The sequence below is a fragment of the Streptomyces sp. NEAU-174 genome, from assembly GCF_052665095.1.
In genome coordinates this window covers 1,094,853-1,115,545 of sequence record NZ_JBQTCE010000001.1, presented here as the reverse complement: position 1 = coordinate 1,115,545, position 20,693 = coordinate 1,094,853, and the positions used below count along the sequence as shown (strand labels likewise).

Here is a 20,693-nt window from a genome sequence, read left to right as displayed (position 1 = left end):
CCCCGCCGTGGGCGGCAAGGTCCGTCAGCCGCGTTTGCAGATCCGGTCCAGCAGATTCGCCGTGGCCCGCTGCACCCGCTCATCCGTATGACCTGGGCGGTCCAGCGCGGGCGACCACGCGAATGTCCCGGACGCGAAGACCAGCGCGCCGCTCGGGGCCCGGTACAGGGACGTTTCCTGGTGGCGGATGGTGCCCTCCGTGTCCTCGTACGGGGAGTGGGCCAGGAGGATGCGGCGGAGGTGGTCGGGGAGGGCGGTGCGGGGGAAGTAGCGGTCGGCCTCGCCGGCGACCAGGCCGGGGAGCTCGTCGCCCTCCTCCGCGCCCGTGGCCTCCCACAGCCAGTGGCGAGCGTTGCGCACGATCAGCGGGCTCGGCTCGGGCACCCGGCCCGCGTACTGGATGCCGATGAGCTGCTGCTCGGGCGCGGTCTCGCGCCAGAGGGCCGAGCGGCCGGGGCCGCGGCGCTTGCGGCAGGTCAGCAGCCGGGCCGGGCCGGAGGGCGAGGCGGCGAGCTCGACCTGCCAGTACATGGTGTTCGCGGAGAGGAAGACCAGCGAGGTGCCGCTGTCGCGGGCCGCCTCCACGGTGCGGCGCATCGGCGCCGACCAGTACTCGTCATGGCCGGGGAAGACCAGCCCCCGGTAGCGGGTGGGGTCGACGCTGCCCGCGTGCAGGTCGCGCATCTCGGCGTAGGCGAGGTCGTAGCCGTAGCGCTCGGCCCAGCGGATGAAGTCGTAGGCGTGCCCCACATGGAGGGGCAGTCCGGCGCCCGCGTACGGCCGGTCGAAGGAGACCGTGGTGGCCGCCTCCGACTCGCCCAGCAGCTTTCCCCGCTCGTCCCAGGCGTGGTAGAGGCTGGCGCCGGTCCGGCCGTCCTCCGGGTAGAGGTTGTACGCCTGCCAGGTGAGGTCCGGGAGGACGAGGAGAAGATCGGCGGGGCGGCTGTCGCGGACGGTGAAGGGGATGTGGCTGCGGTAGCCGTCCAGGGTGGTCAGCACCGCGACATACGCGCCGAGCTTCCAGTACGAGGGGATCTGCATCCGCCAGGACAGCCACCAGTGGTGGCAGGAGACGGTGCGGTCGGCGGTGAGCGGGGGCGGCTGGACGATCCCGGACAGCCGGGGGCTGGTGGTGATCTTCAGTGCGCCGGTGCCGTCGTAGTAGCCGATGCGGTAGATGTCCACGCTGAACTGCTGGGGCGGGTCCACCGTGATCCGGAAGTCGATGGCCTCGCCGGGGGCCGCCGCGGAGCTGGAGGGGAAGCCCTTGATCTGCCGGTGGACATCGTCGGCGGTGCGGGGGCCGGGGATCCTGGCGGGGCCCCTCGCGCCGATCCGCTCGGTGGCCCGGGCGTCGGCGCCGGAGAGATGGACGTGGTCGACGTACCACGGGACCACCCGGCCGGTGTCGTCGAAGTAGTTCTCACTGTCGCGCAGCCAGGGCAGCGGGCCCTGGCCGAAAGGATCCGTCACCGCGTGAGCGAGCGCTCCCGACTCCCAGCGCCGGATCTGGTCCGTCCCCACAACTGCTCCCCTCCCTGCGTACCCGGCGGCGCCTCGCCTCGCTGTCCTCGCGCACCGCGCCGCCGCGGGTCCGGCCTTGTGGGCCGGGCTGCGGGGGCCGGTCCTGCGGTTCGGGCCGGTTGGGCCGGAACTCCTGGGCCGGGCGACAGCGACCGGTCCAAGCACATCACATTACGCACCTACTCCGTCACCGATAGTCGCTAAATTGCCGGAACAGGCACCGAACGCGCGACAAGGGTGGACATAGGAGCGGTATTCGGCGGGGGTTCGCGCCCCCACATCAGCCGCAGCCCCTACATCAGCCGCAGCCCCCACATCAGCCGCTGCCGCTACACCAGCCGGACGGGCTTCTCCGGGCGGACCCCCACCTCGCCGAGCCAGGCGCGCAGCGGCCCGTCGTCCCCGTCCTCCACCAGGCTCAGCACCGGATGCGCCAGATCGGCCCGCCGCCGCCCGCCGACGAGCAGTGCCGGCCCGTCCAGCCAGTCGAGGCCGGGGGCCGCGCCCGCGGTGTCCACGGCGGCGCAGCAGACCATGGCGGTGACATGGTCGGCGAGCAGCTCCCGGCCGGTGCGGGGCGGCTGGAGCGGGAACGCCGGGGCGAAACCGTCGATCCACGGGTCGCCGCCGGAGCCGCCCGCGGGCCCCTCGGCCCCCACCGCGGGGCCCTGGCCGTGCGCCCGGGTGGCGGCGGCCTCCTCCCGGGCCACCTCGACGCTGAGCCGGGCGGCGAGGCGGGGGGCGCCGCCGTCTGTGGAGTCTGCGGAGTCGGCGGGACCGGCCGGGGCGGCGGTGAGCCGGTCGATGACGCGGGCCAGGGTGGCCGGGGCGGGCCCGTTCGCGCGGGCCGGGGCGGGGGCGGCGCCAACGGGCTCATGGGCGTCGTCCCGCTCGTCCAGGAGCCGGTTGAGCCGGGCGGCCTCCTGCCGCCACTTGCGGTCCACGACCTCCTCCGGATACGCGCCCCAGTCGACCGGGGACCAGTCGGGGCCCGGCTCCGGCGGGCCGCCGTGGAAGAGGCGGGCGGCGAGCAGCGAGGTGGCCTCGTCCATCGCCCCGGGCTCCTCCAGCAGGTCGCAGGCCGGGCGCTCGCTCAGCCGGGAGGTGAACCCCTCGGCGAGCCGGTCCCGGCGGGAGAGCTCGGTGAGCGCCGAGACCACGCCCGCGTCCAGCCGGGAGGGCCAGCGGCCCATCCGCCAGGCGGGCAGCGCGACCCGGGTCAGCAGCCGGTCCCAGCCCGCGTAGGCGAGGCCCACCTGCTCCTGGGCGACGATCCGCAGCCCGTAGTCCACCGTCTGGGCGCGCTCGGAGGCGGCCGCGGCGACCGCGCGCTCCATCTCGGCCGCGTGGTCCCGGCAGCCGCGCAGCAGCAGCCGGGCGACCCAGCCGACGAAGGCGAAGGCGGGCCGGCGCACCGCCGCCACCAGGGCGGGCGCGGGCCCGGACGACGGCTCGCCGCCCCGGGCCGCGACCGCCACGGCGGCGTCGAGACCGCGCACGAAGCGGCGGGCGGAGGCTATGTCGGGGTGGACGGACGGGCCGGTGCCCGCGACCACCGGGGCGAGCAGCGCGCGCAGCTCGGCCACCCGCATCCACCACAGGAACGGCGAGCCGATCACCAGCACCGGCGCCCGCGGGACGCCCCGCTCGGGGCGGTCCACGACCCGGTCGGCGCCCGCCGCCGGGCCGGGCCCTCCGGCGCCGCGCACCGGGCGGGGCTCCTCGACCGCGAGGGCGCCGCGGTCCCGGCGCTCCCGCCGGTTGGCGTGCGCCGGATGCGTACGGTCCTCAAGCCAGCTGTCGCAGTCGGGGGTGAGCGCTATGGCCGAGGGCGCCGGGACCTCAAGACGCTCGGCCAGCTCGCGGATCAGCTGGTAGAGGTCGGGCGCGGTCTCCTCGGCGACGGGCACCGTCGGGGTGAGCGCGGGCCTGGCCCGGACGACCACGGCGGCCACGGCCGCCGCCAGCAGCAGGACCACCAGGGCGCACCCGGTCACCACCCAGCGCAGCGCCGTCCAGCCCTCGTCCTGGGAGCCGCCGATGCTGCCGGTGGCGCTTCCGGCCAGCAGCACCACGGCGGCGGCGGCCGGGAGGAGTGCGACCGCGAGCGCGGTGCTCCGGATGCGCAGTACCGCGAGGGCGCGGGCACGCGCCTCCAGGGCACCTGCTTCGGGACCTGCCACGGTTCTCATCACCCCCTACTGTCCGGCCGGTGTTTGAACAGCGGACGACGGCGGCGTTGTTTTCTCCCCACCCACTGTCGCACCGGCCGCCGACTCCGCAATGCCGGTGGGCCAGTTGCCGCACCTCGCCTGAGCGGCACACTAGTTGGGGGCCGGGCGCGCGTCAGCAGGATGCGGAACCGCTCACCCAATGGAATGGCCTTGGGTAAAACCGGGAACTTCGCGATGGCGACGCCGGGCCCCGTGTGAACAGGCGGAAGCGGCCTTCCGAACCGTTCACTGACACCCTTGAGCCCCTGGTTGAGACACTTCTTACAGCCGTCCCCGGTGCCGCTTACGCATCCGCTTCGGCGGCCGCCTTCGCCGCGATGTCGGAGCGGTGGTGGGAGCCCTCCAGGCCGATCCGGCCCACCGCGCGGTACGCCCGTTCGCGCGCCTTCGCCAGGTCGGAGCCGGTCGCGGTGACGGAGAGCACCCGGCCGCCCGCGCTCACCACCTCACCGGACGCGCCGTCCCGCTTGGTGCCCGCGTGCAGGACGTACGCCTTGGGGCCGTCCTTCTCGGCCACCTCGTCCAGCCCGGTGATCGGGTCGCCGGTGCGGGGGGTGCCCGGGTAGTTGTGCGAGGCGAGGACCACGGTGACGGCGGCACCGTCGCTCCAGCGCAGCGGCGGCTCGGCCTCCAGACGGCCGGTGGCGGCGGCGAGCAGCACCGCGGCCAGCGGGGTCTTCAGCCGGGCGAGGACCACCTGGGTCTCCGGGTCGCCGAAGCGCGCGTTGAACTCGATCACGCGCACGCCCCGCGAGGTGATCGCCAGGCCCGCGTACAGCAGCCCGGAGAAGGGCGTGCCGCGGCGGCGCAGCTCGTCGACGGTGGGCTGGCAGACCGTGGCCACGACCTCGTCCACCAGGGCGGGGTCCGCCCAGGGCAGCGGGGAGTACGCGCCCATGCCGCCGGTGTTCGGGCCCTCGTCGCCGTCGTAGGCGCGCTTGAAGTCCTGGGCGGGCTGGAGCGGGACCACGGTCTCGCCGTCGGTGATCGCGAAGAGGGAGACCTCCGGGCCGTCCAGGAACTCCTCGATCACCACCCGGCCGCAGGCCAGCGCGTGCGCGCGGGCGGCCTCGACGTCCTCGGTCACCACGACGCCCTTGCCCGCGGCGAGGCCGTCGTCCTTGACGACGTACGGGGGACCGAAGGCGTCCAGCGCCTCGTCGACCTCGGCGGGGTTGGTGCATACATAGGCGCGGGCGGTGGGCACGCCCGCCGCCGCCATCACGTCCTTGGCGAACGCCTTGGAGCCCTCCAGCCGCGCGGCCTCCGCGGACGGCCCGAAGGCCGGGATCCCGCGCTCGCGCACGGCGTCGGCCACCCCCGCCACGAGGGGGGCCTCCGGCCCCACGACCACCAGGCCCGCCCCCAGGGAGGCGGCGAGGTCGGCGACGGCGGCACCGTCGAGCGCGTCGACCGCGTGCAGCTCGGCCACCTCGGCGATGCCGGCGTTGCCGGGGGCGCAGTGCAGTGCGGTGACGTCGGGGTCGAGGGAGAGAGCGCGGCACAGGGCATGTTCGCGGGCGCCGCCGCCGATGACGAGGACCTTCACGGTAGGCAGCCTATTGCCTGGGGCGGCGGGCGCTGTGCGGCGGGGGCCGCGGCGGGGTCCGGGGGCGGCCTACGGGCGGCCTGAGGGCGGTCCGAGGGCGGTTCGAGGGCGTCCCGGCGCGGTCCGGCGCGGTCCGGTCCGGATCCCCGTGCGAGCCCCTGCGCCGTGAGCGGGGGCACTCTTTTGGGTGAGGAGTGGGCGGCCCTATACCCGATGGGGCAGCCCTTATGGGCTGAAATCCGGTGATCGGGTCATCGTGGCCAGCCGTTCGGCGGTAGGAATGGTGGTCGCGCGTCAGCCGCGCGCAGGAGAGACACCGCCGCAGAGGGAGTCGCACGGTGAGTCAGCCGGAGATGCAGCCCGAGGGGCTCCCTCGGCAGGAGGGTGCGAGGAACCAGGGTGACCTGCTCGGCCGACCCTTCCCGCAGGGCGACTGGGGGGAGCCCGCGGAGCGGCTCGACGAGCTGTACCAGTGGGTCGAGGAGGGCGCGCTGGAGGTCGCCGGGTGGTACCTCGCCGACCGGGTGTGGAAGCGGCGGGCCGCCCGGGTGCTGCGGGTGGGGGCCGCGGTGGCGGGGGTCGTGGGGGCCGTACTGCCGCTGCTGGATCTGAACGGGACGCTGGACGGCGGCGCCGGGTGGGGCGCGCTGGCGCTGCTGCTGGCGGTCGCGTGCGTCGGCGGCGACCGGTTCTTCGGGCTGACGTCCGGCTGGATGCGGGACATGGCCACGGCGCAGGCGGTGCAGCGGCGGCTGGAGGCGTTGCAGTTCGACTGGGCGTCGGAGAGCGTGCGGGAGGTGCTGGGTCCGACCGAGGGCACCGCGAGCGAGGCCGTGGAGCGGTGTCTCTCGGTGCTGCGGCGGTTCTGCGAGGACGTGTCGGAGCTGGTGCGGGCCGAGACGGCGGGCTGGATGGTGGACTTCGGATCCGGTTCCGCGCCGCTGGTCACGCAGTCGCTGATGGCTCAGGGCCCCCGTCCGGACAGCGGGAGCCCCGCGAGCCGCTTTCCGCTGCCGCCGGGCCCCGCCCGGCCCAATATGCCGCGGCAGCGTCCTCCCGAGCCGCCCCGCTGACGACGGCCGCGGGGCCTCCCGGGACGGCGGTCAGGTCGGTAGTCAGCCCCGGCGGCCAGGGCGGCGGCCAGCCCGGTGGTCAGCTGAAGACAATCATCGAACCCTGACCCAGGCTGCGCGTCGCCGCCGCGTGCAGCCCCAGCCACACATGGCGCTCCCGCGCGAAGGGGCTGTCCTCGTACGGGACCGACGCCGCCGGCTCCTCCAGGCTCGTGGGGCGCGCCGGGGGCGCGGGGGCGGCCGGGGGGTTGGACGGGTCGATGCCGAGCGCCGGGGCGACCGCCTCCAGTTCGCGCAGCAGCCCATGGCTGGAGCCCAACGGGCCGCCGCCCTCGAGGAGTTCGTCGTTGGACAGCGGGCTCTGGAAGTCGACGGGGACATACGCGCCCGCGTGGTCGTAGTGCCACACCAGATGCGACTGCTGGGCCGTGGGCTCGAACATCTCCAGCAACTGCTCGTAGTCCCCGCCGAGTTCGTCCACCGGCGTCACCGCGAGTCCGCACAGCTGGAGCAGATAGGCGCGGCGGAGGAAGTGCAGCGCGTCGTAGTCGAAACCGGCCACCGGGGCGACATCCCCGGAAAGACCCGGCATATAACTGAAGACGGGCACGGGCGGCAGACCGGCATCACCGAGCGCCTTGTCGTACGCGGCGATCTCTTCGGCGAAGGGGTTGTCGGGGCTGTGGCACAGCACATCGACGAGGGGGACCAACCAGAGGTCACATGCCACGCGATCTCACTCTCGTATCCGTACGGTCGATGGTCGGCCCAGCGTAATGCCCCACGTACGCGGCGCGAAGAGTGCAGGACGCGGGCCCTGGGGGTGCGGGGCCCATGGACCAGGTGGAGTTCGCGAAGAGTTCAGAAGGAGATCAGGGGGAGTTGACTTCCGGCTCGGCCCCCGCGCCGTTCCGCGAGCGGGTCTCCTCCCCCGCCACCAACCGCTCGATCAGCGCACGGAAATGCGTGTTGTACGCCGCTATGAGCCGCTCCGAGTCATGGGGATCCCCACGGGTGACCGCCGCCGTGAGCTCGCAGTGCCCCGTCCACAGCAGACCCCGCAGATCGGGTACGCGGCGCAGGTACGGCACCGTGAACACCCAGGTCTGCACCCGCAGCCGCTGGAGGAAGTCCGAGACGTACGGATTGCCGACCAGCCCGCAGATCTCCCGCCAGAAGCGCAGGTCGTAGCCGATGAGGATGTCCAGGTCGCCGGAGCGGGCGGCCCGCTCGGCCTCCTCGGCCCGGCGCCGCACCGAGGCCAGCGCCTGCGTGGTCATGCTGTTCAGCGTCTGCTCGACGTAGTGCCGGAAGACGCCCTCCACCACCATCGTGCGGGCGTCCACCATGTGCCGGAAGTCGTCGATGGTGAACTCGTGGACCTTGAAGCCCCGGTGCTCCTCGACATCGAGCAGCCCCTGGGAGCACAGGTCGAGCAGCGCCTCCCGGACGGGGGTCGCGGAGACGCCGTACTGCTGGGCGATCTCCTTGACGGTGAACTGGCGCCCCGCAGGGAGCCTGCCCGCGAGCACCTCGTCACAGAGCGCGTCGGCGATCTGCTGCCGCAGGGTGTTCCGCTTGACCGGGCTGGTGCCGGGCACGGGCATCGAGGACCGTCTCCTTCCACGGCCGTCGGTACAAGAAAGCGGACGGCCCTCGCATCACGATATGCGAGGGCCGTTGCGCGGAACACGCAGAGTGCGGCGGTGGTCTACACCGGGCAGCCGTCGGGTGCCGGTCGGGCGCCTACCAGGAGGCAAACGGGCGGCGCCGGGAAGCCGGTACCGGCAGCGGCTACGCCGTATGCGCGTCGGCCGCGTTCAGCGCCTCGTCCAGGATCGCCAGACCCTCCTTGGCCTCGGCCTCGGTGACCGTGCACGGCGGCACGACATGGGTGCGGTTCATGTTCACGAAGGGCCACAGACCGCCGCGCTTGCAGGCCGCCGCGAAGTCGGCCATCGGCTGGTTGTCCGCTCCGCCCGCGTTGTACGGCACGAGCGGTTCGCGGGTCTCCTTGTCCTTGACCAGGTCCAGCGCCCAGAAGACACCGAGGCCGCGCACCTCGCCGACCGAGGGGTGGCGCTCGGCGATCTCCCGCAGCGCGGGGCCGATCACGTTCTCGCCGATCGCGGCGGCGTTCTCCACGATCCCCTCCTCCGCCATCGCGTTGATCGTCGCGACGGCCGAGGCGCAGGCCAGCGGGTGGCCGGAGTAGGTGAGCCCGCCCGGGTAGGGGCGCTGGTCGAAGGTCGCGGCGATCTCGGCGGAGATCGCGACGCCACCGAGCGGCACATAGCCGGAGTTGACGCCCTTGGCGAAGGTCAGCAGGTCCGGGGTGACACCGAAGTGGTCGGCCGCGAACCAGTGGCCGGTGCGGCCGAAGCCCGCCATGACCTCGTCCAGGATGAACACGATGCCGTAGCGGTCGCAGATCTCCCGGACCCCGGCCAGATAGCCGGGCGGCGGGACCATGATCCCGGCGGTGCCGGGGATGGTCTCCAGGATGATCGCGGCGATGGTCTGCGGGCCCTCGAAGGCGATGGTGTCCTCGAGGTGGCGCAGCGCGCGCTCGCACTCCTGCGGCTCGCTGTCGGCGTGGAAGGGCGAGCGGTAGAGGAACGGCGCCCAGAAGTGCACCACGCCCGCCGAGGCGGTGTCGGAGGGCCAGCGGCGGGGGTCGCCGGTGAGGTTGATCGCGGCGGCGGTGGCGCCGTGGTACGAGCGGTAGGCGGAGAGCACCTTGGCACGGCCGGTGTGGAGCCGGGCCATGCGGACCGCGTTCTCCACCGCCTCGGCGCCGCCGTTGGTGAAGAAGATCTTGTCGAGGTCGCCGGGGGTGCGCTCGGCCACCAGCCGCGCCGCCTCGGACCGCACGTCCACGGCGAACCCCGGCGCGATGGTGCACAGCTTCGCGGCCTGCTCCTGGATCGCGGCGACGACCTTGGGGTGCTGGTGGCCGATGTTGGTGTTCACCAGCTGGCAGGAGAAGTCCAGGTAGCGGTTGCCGTCGTAGTCCCAGAAGTACGAGCCTTCGGCGCCCGCGACGGCGAGGGGGTCGATCAGGCCCTGCGCGGACCAGGAGTGGAAGACATGCGCACGGTCGGCGGCCTTGACGGCGGCGCCGGCCGCGTGGTCGGGGCTGGGCTGCACGGACACGTTCGTACCTCGGATCGCTCGCGGGTCGGGGCGGCACCAGCGTACGGACCCGGGCCCCGCGCCCGGCACCGACAGCCTGTCCGGGTTTCGGGGCGTACGCCGACATCCTGCCGGGCGGCGGGGGTGGCCGGGGGGCGGCCGAGAGCCTGTGGCCGTCGCCGGTGGGCGGGGCGCGGCTGTCCGGATTTCGCCCTCGGCGGTCCGCTCGGAGCTCCCGGGATTCCGTTCCCCGGCTCGGGGGTGAGACAGGTCTCCGGCTCGCGAGTGACACAGGCCTCCGGCTCAGGAGTGACACAGGACGGATACGGAACCGATAACGGATCGTCCGCGTCGTCCACTTCGCTCTCAGCCGCCCTTATTCTCTCCGGGGGGCTGATCAGGGGGATTCACGGGGAAGGGACGATCGACGCATGGAAGACCTGGGGGCCGAGGACCCTCGCTGGATCGGTGAGTACCGGCTGCTCCGGCGCCTTGGCGCGGGTGGCATGGGCCGGGTGTTCCTGGCTCATTCATCACGCGGGCGCACGGTGGCGGTGAAGCTCGTCCAGACCGAGCTCGCCCAACAGGCCGAATTCCGGCGGCGGTTCAAACAGGAGGTGCGGGCCGCCCAGCGGGTCGGGGGCGCTTGGACCGCGCCGGTGCTGGACGCCGACACCGAGGCCGCCACCCCATGGGTCGCCACCGGCTACATCGCCGGTCCCTCCCTGCACGCGATCGTCGCCGAGTCGGGCCGGCTGCCCGAGCGGACCGTCCGCATCCTGGCGCACGGCCTGACGCAGGCGCTCCACGACATCCACGACGCCGGTCTGGTCCACCGCGACCTCAAACCGTCCAACGTCCTGGTCACCATCGACGGTCCGCGCGTCATCGACTTCGGTATCGCGCGGGCCCTGGAGACCGTCACCGACGGCCTCCTCACGCGCAGCGGCGCCGTCGTCGGGTCGCCCGGTTTCATGTCGCCCGAGCAGGTGCGCGGCGAGCGGGTCACCCCCGCCAGCGACGTCTTCTGCCTCGGCTCGGTGCTCGCCTACGCGGCGACCGGACGTCAGCCCTTCGGCACCGCCGACAGCGGGGTGCACGCGGTGATGTACCGCATCGCCCAGGAGGAGCCGGACCTGGAGGGGCTCCCGGAGGGTCTGCGGGACCTCGTCGTCGACTGCCTGAAGAAGGCCCCGGACGACCGGCCCTCGCTGGAGGCGCTGCTGGAGCGTACGGCCGGGGCGGACGACGACGGCGAGCCCTGGCTGCCGGGCACGCTCGTCGCCCAGCTCGGGCGGCACGCGGTGCAGTTGCTGGAGGTGGAGACGCCCGCCGGGCCTGGGGTGCCCGCGCGCCCGGCCGTACCGCCGGTGGCCGGGGCGGGCCCCGCCGTCCCGCCCGTCGCCGGGGCGACCGGTTCCTCCGTACCGCCGCCGCCCGCCGCGCCGCCGTCGGCCACGTCGTACCCCCTGGCCCCGGCGGAACCCCCCACACCCCCGCCACCGACCACCCCACCGCGTCCCTCGGCGGCCCCGCTCCCCCCGGCTCCGTCGACTCCGCCCTCGGCGGGTGCGGCGCCGGGCGGGGACCCGGCCGCGCCGCGGACGGGCGAGGACCAGGGCAAACCCGACCCGGCCGCCGGGCCCCCGGCAGGCGCCACCCCGTCGGCCGACCCGCGCCGCGCACCCGAGGCAGCCGCCCCAGGGCATGGCGGGGCGGCAGCGGGGTCACAGGGCGCCACGCCATCGACGGGCACCCCGCAGGCCGAGGCGGCGGGGGCCTCCGCCGCCACACCCAACGCACCCGGCGGCGCCGCCAATGCATCGGGCGAGGCCACACCCGGCGGCCCGTCCGCCGCGCCTCAGACAGGCGCGGGACAGGCCGAACCGAGCCACGGCGCCCCGCACGCAACACCCGGCGGACCCACCGCCGGACCGCACGCGGGCACCCCGCACGCCGCCGCGCCCGGCCACGGCGCGCCCGGAAACGTCGCCCCGTCGCAGGCGGGCCCCGGTGGCGCCGGGCCCAACTCGCCCGGTTCCGGCGGGCCCTACGTTCCCGGGGCGTACGGCTACCCGTCGCACGCCGCGCCCCCGCAGGGGCCGCAGGCGGGGGCGGAGGGCGAGCCACCGGCGCCGTCGCATGGCTTTGGGCCGCCCGCGGTCACCTCGTTCGGGGCGGCCGGGTCGCCTTCCGCCGGATTCGGCGGGCCAGGCGGGCCAAGCGGACCAAGTGGGCCAGGGGCGCCGAGCGAGCCCGGGGGCGGCTCGCCGCAGACGTCCCCGCAGCCGAACCGACGGCGCCGTAAGACGCTCATCGTCGTGTCCGCCGCCGTCGCCACAGCCCTCATCGCCGGGGTCACCGCGCTCGTCATCGTCAAGGGGAACGACGACAAGGGCGACCGGGCCAAGACCGACTACGACAAGATGACCCACACCCCGCCCAACCCGGGCGGATCGGGCGGATCAGGCGGCGGCAACTCCAAGGGCTCCGCCGGGGGTTCGGGCGGCCCCGATCCGTCCGCCACCAAGCTTGAGACGTCGGGCGACGTGCCCACCGAGTACCTGGGCGCCTGGGAGGGCGAGATCAAGGAGAGCGGCGAGTCGACCGGCAAGATCCGCCGGGTCGTGCTCTCGCAGGGGCCGGTCGGCTCGGTCGTCGCCGAGACCCTGACCTCCGACTCGGACTCGTTCTGCCAGGACTCCGCCAAGCTGAAGTCGGTGGACAGCCTGCTCCTCATCGAGGACGAGGAGGTGGCCACCAGCATCCCCGAGGACAGTTGCAGCGCGGTCGGCGAGCAGACGCTGCGGCTGGGCAACGACGGCACCCTCGCCTGGAGCACCACGGACGGCTCCTCCGAGGCGACGCTGCGCCCCTCCAAGAGCGGCGGCAAGCCGATCCCCGCCGAATACGTGGGCACGTGGCTGGCCAAGGACGCGTTCGGGAAGCCCGACGCCACGTTGAAGATCACCATCAAGCAGGGCGCGATCGGCTCCGTGGTGGCTCAGGAGGTCGCGGACAGCAAGAAGTACCACTGCGAGGGTGACCGGATCCTGGCCTCGGTGGAGAAGGGACTGGTCGTCAGCCCCTCCAAGTTCACCGGGGGCACCCCCAAGAATCTCTGCGGCCCCGGCACGTCACTCACGTTCACATCTTCCGGACATGACAAGCTGCGTGTCGAATATGACGACCCGGACGATTACAGCGATGAGACGATGACACAGACGTTCACCCGCCTCGACTGATCGGCCGATCGGCAGAGGGACTATCGGCACAGGGACAGGAGCCACACCGCGATGGAGAACCTCGGGGCCCAGGACCCGCGGTGGATCGGCGAGTACCGGCTGCTCGGCAAGCTGGGCGAGGGCGGAATGGGCCGGGTCTACCTCGCCCGCTCCGCCCGCGGCCGCACCGTAGCGGTGAAGCTCGTACAGGCCGAACTCGCACGCCAGGCCGACTTCCGCGGCCGCTTCAAGCGGGAGGTGGAGGCGGCCAGACGGGTCGGCGGGCAGTGGACCGCGCCCGTCCTCGACGCCGACACCGAAGCCGAGGTGCCGTGGGTGGCCACCGGCTACATCGGTGGTCCGTCCCTGCACAGCGTCGTCGCCGAGGACTTCGGGGCGCTGCCCGAGCGCTCGCTGCGGATCCTGGCGAACGGCCTGGCCCTCGCGCTGCGCGACATCCACGGCGCCGGGCTGGTCCACCGCGACCTCAAACCGTCCAACATCCTCGTCACCATCGACGGTCCGCGCGTCATCGACTTCGGCATCGCGCGCGCCCTGGACGCCGTGGGCACCACCACGGGCGGCAATCTGACGATGACCGGCGCGGTCGTCGGCTCGCCCGGGTTCATGTCGCCCGAGCAGGTGCGGGGTGAGCCGGTCACCGCCGCGAGCGATGTCTTCTGCCTCGGCTCGGTGCTCGCCTTCGCCGCCACCGGACGCCAGCCCTTCGGCAACCTGGACAGCGGCATCCACGCCCTGATGTACCGAATAGCCCAGGAGGAGCCCGATCTGGTGGGGCTCCCCGACGGGGCGCGCGGGCTGGTCACCGCGTGCCTGGACAAGGACCCGGCCAAGCGGCCTTCGGTGGACGAGCTGGTGGCCGCCACCCAGCCGGTGGCCGATGACGGCGAGCCCTGGCTGCCGGGCGGACTGCTCGCCCGGCTGGGGCGGGACGCGCTCCAACTGCTGGAGGTGGAGGCCGAGAACGCGCAGCCGAACGCCGCGGCCCCGCAGCAGGGCCCGTCGGCGTACGGCCACCCCCAGGCCGCCGCGCACACCCCGCCCGGCCCCCCGCCCGGCCCCTCCGCGTACGGCACGCCGACGCCGTCCGCGTACGCGACCCCCCACGCCCACGCGTCCGGGGGCTCCCCGTACCAGATGTCCCAGCCCGCCACCCAGCCCTGGCAGGGCGGCTATCAGACGCCGATGGGCTACCCCGCCCCGGGCACGCGGCTGAGGCCGATCCGGGGTCTGGCCACCGCCTTGATGAGCATGTTCGGCATCTGGCTGGTGCTGACGCTCCTCGACATGGCGCTGAACATCTCGCTGCTCGACGCGTACTTCGCGCAGGACTCCGGTGTGGTCTCCGACGACCTCCACACCAAGCGGAGCGATGTCGAGGCGATGGACAGCGGCACCGGTGTCGCCGCGCTCGTGCTCGTCGTGCTGTGGCTGGTCTGGTTCCGGACCGCCTACCTCAACTCCACGGTGCTCAACCCCGGGCGGCAGCGGTTCGGCAGCGGCTACTCCGTGGGCGCCTGGTTCATCCCGATCGCCCAGCTGTGGCTGCCCAAGCAGATCGCCAACGACATCTGGACCTCCAGCACTCCGCCGGGGCCCGGCCGCCGCGGCCGCGCGGTGCTGCACTGGTGGTGGACATTCTTCGTGATCATGTTCCTGATGTTCCCGGTGAACGGGATCAGCGAGATCGTCGGCGACAACTCCCGGGAACAGCGGCCCAGCGTCGCCATCAGCATCGTGGACGACTCGATCGGCATCCTGACCGCGCTGCTGGCCATCGCCGTGGTGCGGCGGATCACCAAGATGCAGGAGCAGCGGGCCGCGCAGCCCGTCGGCCAGCCGCAGCAGCCCGCCGGGGTGTTCGGCCCGCCCGCGGCGTAAGGGAACCGTCCGGCCCGCCCGCGGCGTAGTGACGCCGGCGCGCGGGCCGCGCTCCCGGGAGCCCGGCTCCCGAGAGCCGCGCTCCCGCCGAGGGGTCAGAGGAACGAGTTGATCTGGATGGTCTCGTCGCGGCCCGGCCCGACCCCGATCGCGGAGATCGGGGCGCCCGACATCTCCTCGAGCGCCTGGACGTACTTCTGCGCGTTCTTCGGCAGCTCGTCGAAGGTCTTGGCCTGGGTGATGTCCTCCGACCAGCCCGGCAGCGTCTCGTAGATCGGCTTGGCATGGTGGAAGTCGGTCTGGCTGTACGGCAGCTCCTCGACGCGCTTGCCGTCGATCTCGTACGCCACGCACACCGGGATCCGCTCCCAGCCGGTGAGCACGTCCAGCTTGGTGAGGAAGAAGTCGGTCAGTCCGTTGACCCGGGTCGCGTAGCGCGCGATGACCGCGTCGAACCAGCCGCAGCGCCGGTCGCGCCCGGTGGTCACACCGCGCTCGCCGCCGATCGTGCGCAGCTTCTCGCCGTCCTCGTCGAGGAGCTCGGTGGGGAACGGGCCCGCGCCGACGCGGGTGGTGTACGCCTTGAGGATGCCGATCACGCGGCTGATCTTCGTCGGGCCCACTCCGGTGCCGGTGCAGGCGCCGCCCGCGGTCGGGTTGGAGGAGGTGACGAAGGGGTACGTGCCGTGGTCGACGTCGAGCAGGGTGCCCTGTCCGCCCTCGAAGAGCACGACCTGGTCCTGGTCGATGGCGTTGTTGAGCAGCAAGGTGGTGTCGGCGACATAGCCGCTGAGCCGGTCCGCGTAGCCCAGCAGCTCCTCGACGACCTGGTCGACCGCGATGGCGCGGCGGTTGTAGAGCTTGGCCAGCACCTGGTTCTTGTAGTCCAGGGCCGCCTCGACCTTCTGCCGCAGGATCGACTCGTCGAAGAGGTCCTGGACCCGGATGCCCACCCGGTTGATCTTGTCCGCGTAGGCCGGGCCGATGCCGCGGCCGGTGGTGCCGATCTTCCGCTTGCCGAGGAATCGTTCCGACACCTTGTCGAGGGTCGTGTGATACGGCGTGATCAGATGGGCGTTACCGCTGATCAGCAGCTTGGACGTGTCGACGCCTCGGTCGGCGAGACCGCTCAGCTCGGAGAGCAGGACCGCGGGGTCCACGACGACGCCGTTGCCGATGACCGGGGTACACCCGGGCGAGAGGATTCCGGACGGGAGGAGGTGCAGCGCGTACTTCTGGTCGCCGACCACCACCGTGTGGCCCGCGTTGTTACCGCCCTGGTAGCGCACTACATAGTCCACGGAACCACCGAGCAGATCGGTGGCCTTTCCCTTGCCCTCGTCACCCCACTGAGCACCGAGCAGCACAAGTGCGGGCACAGGCGTACACCCCTTCCGGGCGGGGCATGTCCAACGTGCATGGTGACGCGCGCCACCACAAGAGCCGTCGAACCGGTGCCCCGGATAGACGAAGCCCCTGGCGCAACAGCGACAGGGGCTCTTGCACCGAGAGATTACCTGAGGAAGGACCGAGGTGTCGGCTCCAGATCCCCGGCCCCCTGCGCCGGACACCGCCCGGGAGCGCCCGCTGCTCATGGTCATCGACCCCAACGCCCGCCGCACGGACGGGGAGTCGGTGCGGATCGCGAAGGATGTGCTGTGTGCGGGCGCGCAGACGAAAATCTGCCTGCCGGACGGCCCGGAGGAGGTCGAGCGGGCGCTGGCCCGCCGGGGCGCCCGCCGGCCGGTGCTGGTGGGCGACGACCGCGCCCTGCTGCGGATGGTGGAGCTGTTGCACCGGCGGCGGGAGCTGGCGGACGCCGCGCTGTCGGTGGTCCCGGTCGGCGGCTCCGCCACGGTCGCCCTGGCCCATTCGCTCGGGGTGCCGACGGACGCGGTCGCCGCGGCCCGTACGGTCCTCGACGGGACCGCGCGCCCGCGTGACCTGCTGGTGGACGAGAGCGGCGGGGTGGTCCTCGGCGGGCTGCGGATCCCCTCCGGACTCGCGCCGCACGGTGCGCACGACGGGATGCCGGGCGGCGGCCTCGGCGCGGCGGCCGGGCCGGACGGAATGGACGGTACGGACGGGCACGGCCCGGGCCCGCACGGCGACGGGGCGAGGGGCCGGGACTGCGGCTGCGACCCCTGCGTCCACGACCGCCGCCGGGCCGAGGACGGCCGGGACGGCACGGGCCCGCCCGGCCACGACCGGGACGGCCCCGGCGGGGAGGGCGACGGCCACCGGTCGTGGTGGAGCCCGGCGGCCCGCACCGCCCGCACCGCGCTGACGCTGCTCTCGCTCCCGGTGATCGGCCTGGCGGGCGGCGCCCGGCGCCCGGCGCATCCACCGCCGCAGCGGCTGCGGATCGAGGCGGACGGGGTGCTGCTGACCGACCTGGACCGGCCGGTGGAGCGGGTCTCGGTCTCGACGGCCGCGCCGGGCGGCGGGCTGGCCGAGATCGTGGTCCACCCCCATGCGGCGGGCGGCCCGCTGCGCACCCGGGCCCGGGCCGTCACCGTCTCCGGCCCGGACTTCCGCTACCACGCGGACGCGCTGATCCGCGGCCCGGTCCGCAGCCGCACCTGGACGGTCCTGGCCGAGGCCTGGAGCCTGATGCTCCCCCACCGCCCTTGAGCCCCGCTCGCGCCGCCGCGGGGCCCGGTGGGGCCGGGGCGGCGCGGGTGTGCCGGGCCGGGCGGCGCGGGCGTGCCGGGCCAAGCGGCGTGGGCAGGGTTTTGGTTTCAGCCCGCTTCGGCCTCGCGGGCCTCGGCGGCGCGGCGCTCGGCCTGCTGGACACGCCAGCGCTCGAGCATCTTGGGCAGCTCCCGCTGCACGAACTCGAAGAACTCGGCGGTCTCGGTGATCCGCAGCCCCGCCGGGGTGCCGGGGCCGAGCACCTTCGCGCCATCGCGCATGGTGCTCTCCCAGCGGGCGAGTATCTGGTCCCGGCGGGTCAGCGTCTCGTACCAGACCTCGTTGTTGTAGAGCCGGTAGCGATCGCGGCGGGAGCCCGGCTCGCGCTCCCGCACCACCATGTCCACCTGCGACAGATAGCGGATCGCGCCCGAGACGGCGGCCGGGCTGATCCGCAGCCGCTCGGCGAGCTCCGCCGAGGTGAGGGCCCCGGAGTCGGAGACGAGGAGCGCCGCGAAGACCCGCGCCGCCATGCGTTGCATACCGGCCTCGGCCAGATCGGCCGCGAACCGCTCGACGAACCTGGACACCGCCGCCTCGTCACGCGCCACTTCACCGCGCGTGTCATCGGGCGCGCCCCCCGGTTCGTTCGTCTCCCTCACCGCTTCATCATCTCCCCTCTTCGTCACATCATCATAAGTTTATACGGTTCCTTAACTTCACAAATTTGTGAAACTAGCGTAGCTTCGAAATCATGAAAACGGCAATCTCCGTGTCCGGCCTCCACAAGTCCTTCGGCCGGACCCACGCGTTGGACGGCCTCGACCTCGAAGTCGAGGCAGGTGAGGTCCATGGCTTCCTCGGGCCCAACGGCGCCGGGAAGTCCACGACCATCCGGGTTCTCCTCGGGCTGCTCCGCGCCGACTCCGGCGCGGTGCAGATGCTGGGCAAGGACCCCTGGCACGACGCGGTCGACCTCCACCGCCACATCGCGTACGTCCCCGGAGACGTCACCCTGTGGCGCAACCTGAGCGGTGGAGAGGTCATCGACCTGTACGGGCGGCTGCGCGGTGGGCTGGACACCGCACGCCGCGCCGAGCTCCTGGAGCGGTTCGAGCTCGACCCCACCAAGAAGGGCCGTACGTACTCCAAGGGCAATCGCCAGAAGGTCGCCCTGGTCGCCGCGTTCGCATCCGAAGTGGAGCTGCTGATCCTCGACGAGCCGACCTCCGGGCTCGACCCGCTCATGGAGGAGGTCTTCCGCGAGTGCGTCGCCGAGGAGCGCGACCGCGGTCGTACGGTGCTGCTCTCCAGCCACATCCTGAGCGAGGTCGAGGCGCTCTGCCGGAGAGTGAGCATCATCCGCAAGGGCCGCCGGGTGGAGTCCGGCACCCTCACCGAGCTGCGCCATCTGACCCGTACGTCGGTGACCGCCGAGCTCGCCGGCGAGCCCAACGGCCTGTCCGGCCTCCCCGGTGTGCACAACGTGGACATCCAGGGCAGCCAGGTCAAGCTCCAGGTCGAATCCGACAAGATGGACGCCGTGCTGCGGCAGCTCACCCAGGTCGGGGTGCGCAGCCTCATCTCCACGCCGCCCACCCTGGAAGAGCTCTTCCTGCGCCACTACCAGGACGACATCACGGGCACGGAAGCCGAGGCGATCGCCCGATGACCGCCGTAGCCGACGCCCGGGTCTCCCCGCGCGCCCGCGGATCGGCCCACGATCTGGCGGGCACGGGCACGCTGCTGCGGCTCGCCCTGCGCCGCGACCGGATCATGATGCCGGTGTGGGTGCTGTGCCTGGGGCTCACGGCCAGCAGCACCGTCGGCCGTCTGAAGAGCGCGTACGACACCCCCGCCCGCCGCGCCAGCCTCGTCGAGGACATGAACGGGAACGGCTCGACCCGGGCCCTCTTCGGCGCCGCCTTCGACGACACACTCGGCGCGCTGACCGTCTGGCGCGTGGGCGCCTTCCTCACGGTCTTCGCCGCGATCATGAGCCTGCTCATCGTGATCCGGCACACCCGTGAGGAGGAGGAGACCGGCCGTCAGGAGGCGCTCTCCGCGGGCATGGTCGGCCGCCGCGCGGGGCTCACCTCGGCCCTGCTCGCCGTGGCCATCGCCAACGGCGCGGTGACCCTGCTCATCGCGGGCAGCCTCGCGGGCCAGGGCGGCACCGGCGCGCTGGCCCTCGGCCTCGCCGTCGGTCTGTCCGGTATGGCCTTCGGCGGTCTGGCCGCCGTCGCCGCCCAGCTCACGGAGAACGCACGGCTGGCCAGGGGCCTGAGCTCCGCCGCGGTCGGCATCGCCTTCGTGCTGCGCATGGCGGGTGACGCCGCCGAGGACGGCAGCAAGGGCTCCGGCCATGTGCTGGTCTGGCTCTCGCCGCTGGGCTGGGCCGAGTACGCCCGGCCGTACGCGGACGAGCGCTGGTGGCCGCTGCTGCTGATCACCGTGCTCGCCGCGGCCTCGATCGCCCTCGCGTACTCCCTCGCCGGGCGTCGCGACGTGGGCGCCAGCTTCTACGCCACCCGCCCCGGCCCGCCGGCCGCCGGCCCCCTGCTGAACGGGGTCTACGGCCTGGGCTGGCGGCTCCAGCGCGGTGCCCTGCTCGGCTGGGCCGCGGGCTTCGTCTTCGCGGGCGCCATCTTCGGAGGCATCTCCGACGGCGCCAACGACTTCCTCGGCGACAGCGACAAGACCCGCGACATCATCCAGCGGATGGGCGGTGCCCAGGGGCTCAACGACGCGTTCCTGGCCGCCATGGTCGGCGTCCTCGGCACCATCCTCACCGTCTACACCACCACCTCCGTGCTGCGGCTGCGCAGCGAGGAGACCGACCAGCGCGCGGAGCCCCTGCTGGCCAACGCCGTCGGCCGGCTGCGCTGGGCAGGGAGCCACCTGGTCATCGCGTACCTCGGCCCGGTCGTCATCCTCGCGATCGGCGGTCTGGCGCTGGGGCTGGGCTACGGCATCGCGGCGGGTGATCTGGCCGACCAGCTCCCCCGCTGCCTCGGTGCCACCCTCGCCCAGCTCCCGGCGGTGTGGGTGCTCACCAGCGTGACGCTCTTCCTCGTGGGCGTGTTGCCGAAGTACTCGGCAGCGGCCTGGGCGTTCGTCGGCTGGGTGGTCGCCCTGGGCTGGATGGGCCCGGCGCTGGAGCTGTCCGACTCCGTCATGGACACCTCGCCCTTCAGCCATCTGCCGAAGCTGCCGGGCGACGAGGTGACGGCCGCCCCGTTCCTGTGGCTGCTGCTCCTCTCGGTCGTTCTCGCCGCCGGAGGCCTGGTGGGTATGCGCCGCCGTGACATCGGCGGCTGACCCCCGTCGGCCCACCACACCCCGGCAACCGCCCCCTGTTGTCCACAGGCTGTGGACAACAGGGGGCTCGTTTGTCCCCGCTGCCTTCCCCGGCCCC

14 protein-coding genes are annotated in these 20,693 nt (G+C 73.3%); 6 read left to right on the top strand and 8 right to left on the bottom strand.

All coding sequences use genetic code 11. The features are described from left to right. Positions 1-24: 24 nt before the first annotated feature. The 3 genes from ACT2CW_RS04845 to purD form a co-directional block, all read right to left on the bottom strand. On the bottom strand, positions 25-1,524 hold the full coding sequence (locus tag ACT2CW_RS04845; protein WP_164432629.1) for a N,N-dimethylformamidase beta subunit family domain-containing protein: 1,500 nt from the start codon (positions 1,522-1,524) through the stop codon (positions 25-27). 329 nt (positions 1,525-1,853) lie between these two features. Next, positions 1,854-3,716: a hypothetical protein gene (locus ACT2CW_RS04840; protein WP_445515597.1), complete on the bottom strand. Its 1,863-nt coding sequence runs from the start codon at positions 3,714-3,716 to the stop codon at positions 1,854-1,856. A 325-nt stretch (positions 3,717-4,041) separates the two neighbouring features. Then, positions 4,042-5,307 (bottom strand): phosphoribosylamine--glycine ligase, encoded by a 1,266-nt coding sequence (gene purD / locus ACT2CW_RS04835; RefSeq protein WP_414080788.1) that lies wholly within the window; start codon positions 5,305-5,307, stop codon positions 4,042-4,044. 338 nt (positions 5,308-5,645) lie between these two features. Between purD and ACT2CW_RS04830 the strand changes: the two genes are divergently transcribed. Next, the gene (locus ACT2CW_RS04830) at positions 5,646-6,380 is read left to right on the top strand and encodes an SLATT domain-containing protein (RefSeq protein WP_182472157.1); all 735 of its coding nucleotides are present in this window, start codon (positions 5,646-5,648) and stop codon (positions 6,378-6,380) included. Between the two features lie 79 nt (positions 6,381-6,459). Here the strand turns inward: ACT2CW_RS04830 and ACT2CW_RS04825 are convergent, their stop codons facing one another. The 3 genes from ACT2CW_RS04825 to ACT2CW_RS04815 all read right to left on the bottom strand — a co-directional run bounded on the left by ACT2CW_RS04825 (position 6,460) and on the right by ACT2CW_RS04815 (position 9,536). Beyond that, on the bottom strand, positions 6,460-7,110 hold the full coding sequence (locus ACT2CW_RS04825; protein ID WP_037953270.1) for a hypothetical protein: 651 nt from the start codon (positions 7,108-7,110) through the stop codon (positions 6,460-6,462). 142 nt (positions 7,111-7,252) lie between these two features. Beyond that, positions 7,253-7,987, bottom strand: a complete 735-nt coding sequence (locus tag ACT2CW_RS04820; protein WP_445515596.1) for a GntR family transcriptional regulator — start codon at positions 7,985-7,987, stop codon at positions 7,253-7,255. A gap of 187 nt (positions 7,988-8,174) precedes the next feature. Beyond that, positions 8,175-9,536: an aspartate aminotransferase family protein gene (locus tag ACT2CW_RS04815; RefSeq protein WP_037953267.1), complete on the bottom strand. Its 1,362-nt coding sequence runs from the start codon at positions 9,534-9,536 to the stop codon at positions 8,175-8,177. A gap of 410 nt (positions 9,537-9,946) precedes the next feature. Between ACT2CW_RS04815 and ACT2CW_RS04810 the strand changes: the two genes are divergently transcribed. Continuing rightward, positions 9,947-12,760 (top strand): protein kinase domain-containing protein, encoded by a 2,814-nt coding sequence (locus ACT2CW_RS04810; protein WP_445515595.1) that lies wholly within the window; start codon positions 9,947-9,949, stop codon positions 12,758-12,760. A gap of 51 nt (positions 12,761-12,811) precedes the next feature. Next, complete coding sequence (locus ACT2CW_RS04805) at positions 12,812-14,641, top strand: protein kinase domain-containing protein (protein ID WP_445515594.1); 1,830 nt, start codon at positions 12,812-12,814, stop codon at positions 14,639-14,641. Positions 14,642-14,736: 95 nt separating this feature from the next. On the opposite strand, the gene ACT2CW_RS04800 is transcribed toward ACT2CW_RS04805, so the two are convergent. Beyond that, positions 14,737-16,020: an adenylosuccinate synthase gene (locus ACT2CW_RS04800; protein WP_138914634.1), complete on the bottom strand. Its 1,284-nt coding sequence runs from the start codon at positions 16,018-16,020 to the stop codon at positions 14,737-14,739. Positions 16,021-16,234: 214 nt separating this feature from the next. Between ACT2CW_RS04800 and ACT2CW_RS04795 the strand changes: the two genes are divergently transcribed. Then, positions 16,235-17,275: a hypothetical protein gene (locus tag ACT2CW_RS04795; RefSeq protein WP_445515690.1), complete on the top strand. Its 1,041-nt coding sequence runs from the start codon at positions 16,235-16,237 to the stop codon at positions 17,273-17,275. Between the two features lie 107 nt (positions 17,276-17,382). Here ACT2CW_RS04795 and ACT2CW_RS04790 read toward each other — a convergent pair whose 3' ends face one another. Beyond that, positions 17,383-17,937, bottom strand: coding sequence for a GbsR/MarR family transcriptional regulator (locus ACT2CW_RS04790; protein WP_311766958.1), 555 nt, complete (start codon positions 17,935-17,937; stop codon positions 17,383-17,385). Between the two features lie 92 nt (positions 17,938-18,029). On the opposite strand from ACT2CW_RS04790, the gene ACT2CW_RS04785 reads away from it, so the two are divergent. Further along, positions 18,030-18,947: an ABC transporter ATP-binding protein gene (locus ACT2CW_RS04785; protein WP_138914635.1), complete on the top strand. Its 918-nt coding sequence runs from the start codon at positions 18,030-18,032 to the stop codon at positions 18,945-18,947. Continuing rightward, positions 18,944-20,596 carry an ABC transporter permease gene (locus tag ACT2CW_RS04780; RefSeq protein WP_445515593.1) on the top strand — a complete coding sequence of 551 codons (1,653 nt, stop codon included), beginning with the start codon at positions 18,944-18,946 and terminating at the stop codon, positions 20,594-20,596. The genes ACT2CW_RS04785 and ACT2CW_RS04780 overlap by 4 nt, the downstream gene beginning before the upstream one ends. Positions 20,597-20,693 lie beyond the last annotated feature (97 nt).

Bases quoted from the DNA above. Each gene is read 5' to 3' on its own strand.
- ACT2CW_RS04805 (WP_445515594.1), top strand. From the start codon at position 12,812: ATGGAGAACCTCGGGGCCCAGGACCCGCGGTGGATCGGCGAGTACCGG.
- ACT2CW_RS04840 (WP_445515597.1), bottom strand. From the start codon at position 3,716: ATGAGAACCGTGGCAGGTCCCGAAGCAGGTGCCCTGGAGGCGCGTGCC.
- ACT2CW_RS04785 (WP_138914635.1), top strand. From the start codon at position 18,030: ATGAAAACGGCAATCTCCGTGTCCGGCCTCCACAAGTCCTTCGGCCGG.
- ACT2CW_RS04810 (WP_445515595.1), top strand. From the start codon at position 9,947: ATGGAAGACCTGGGGGCCGAGGACCCTCGCTGGATCGGTGAGTACCGG.
- ACT2CW_RS04780 (WP_445515593.1), top strand. From the start codon at position 18,944: ATGACCGCCGTAGCCGACGCCCGGGTCTCCCCGCGCGCCCGCGGATCG.
- ACT2CW_RS04795 (WP_445515690.1), top strand. From the start codon at position 16,235: ATGGTCATCGACCCCAACGCCCGCCGCACGGACGGGGAGTCGGTGCGG.
- ACT2CW_RS04820 (WP_445515596.1), bottom strand. From the start codon at position 7,987: ATGCCCGTGCCCGGCACCAGCCCGGTCAAGCGGAACACCCTGCGGCAG.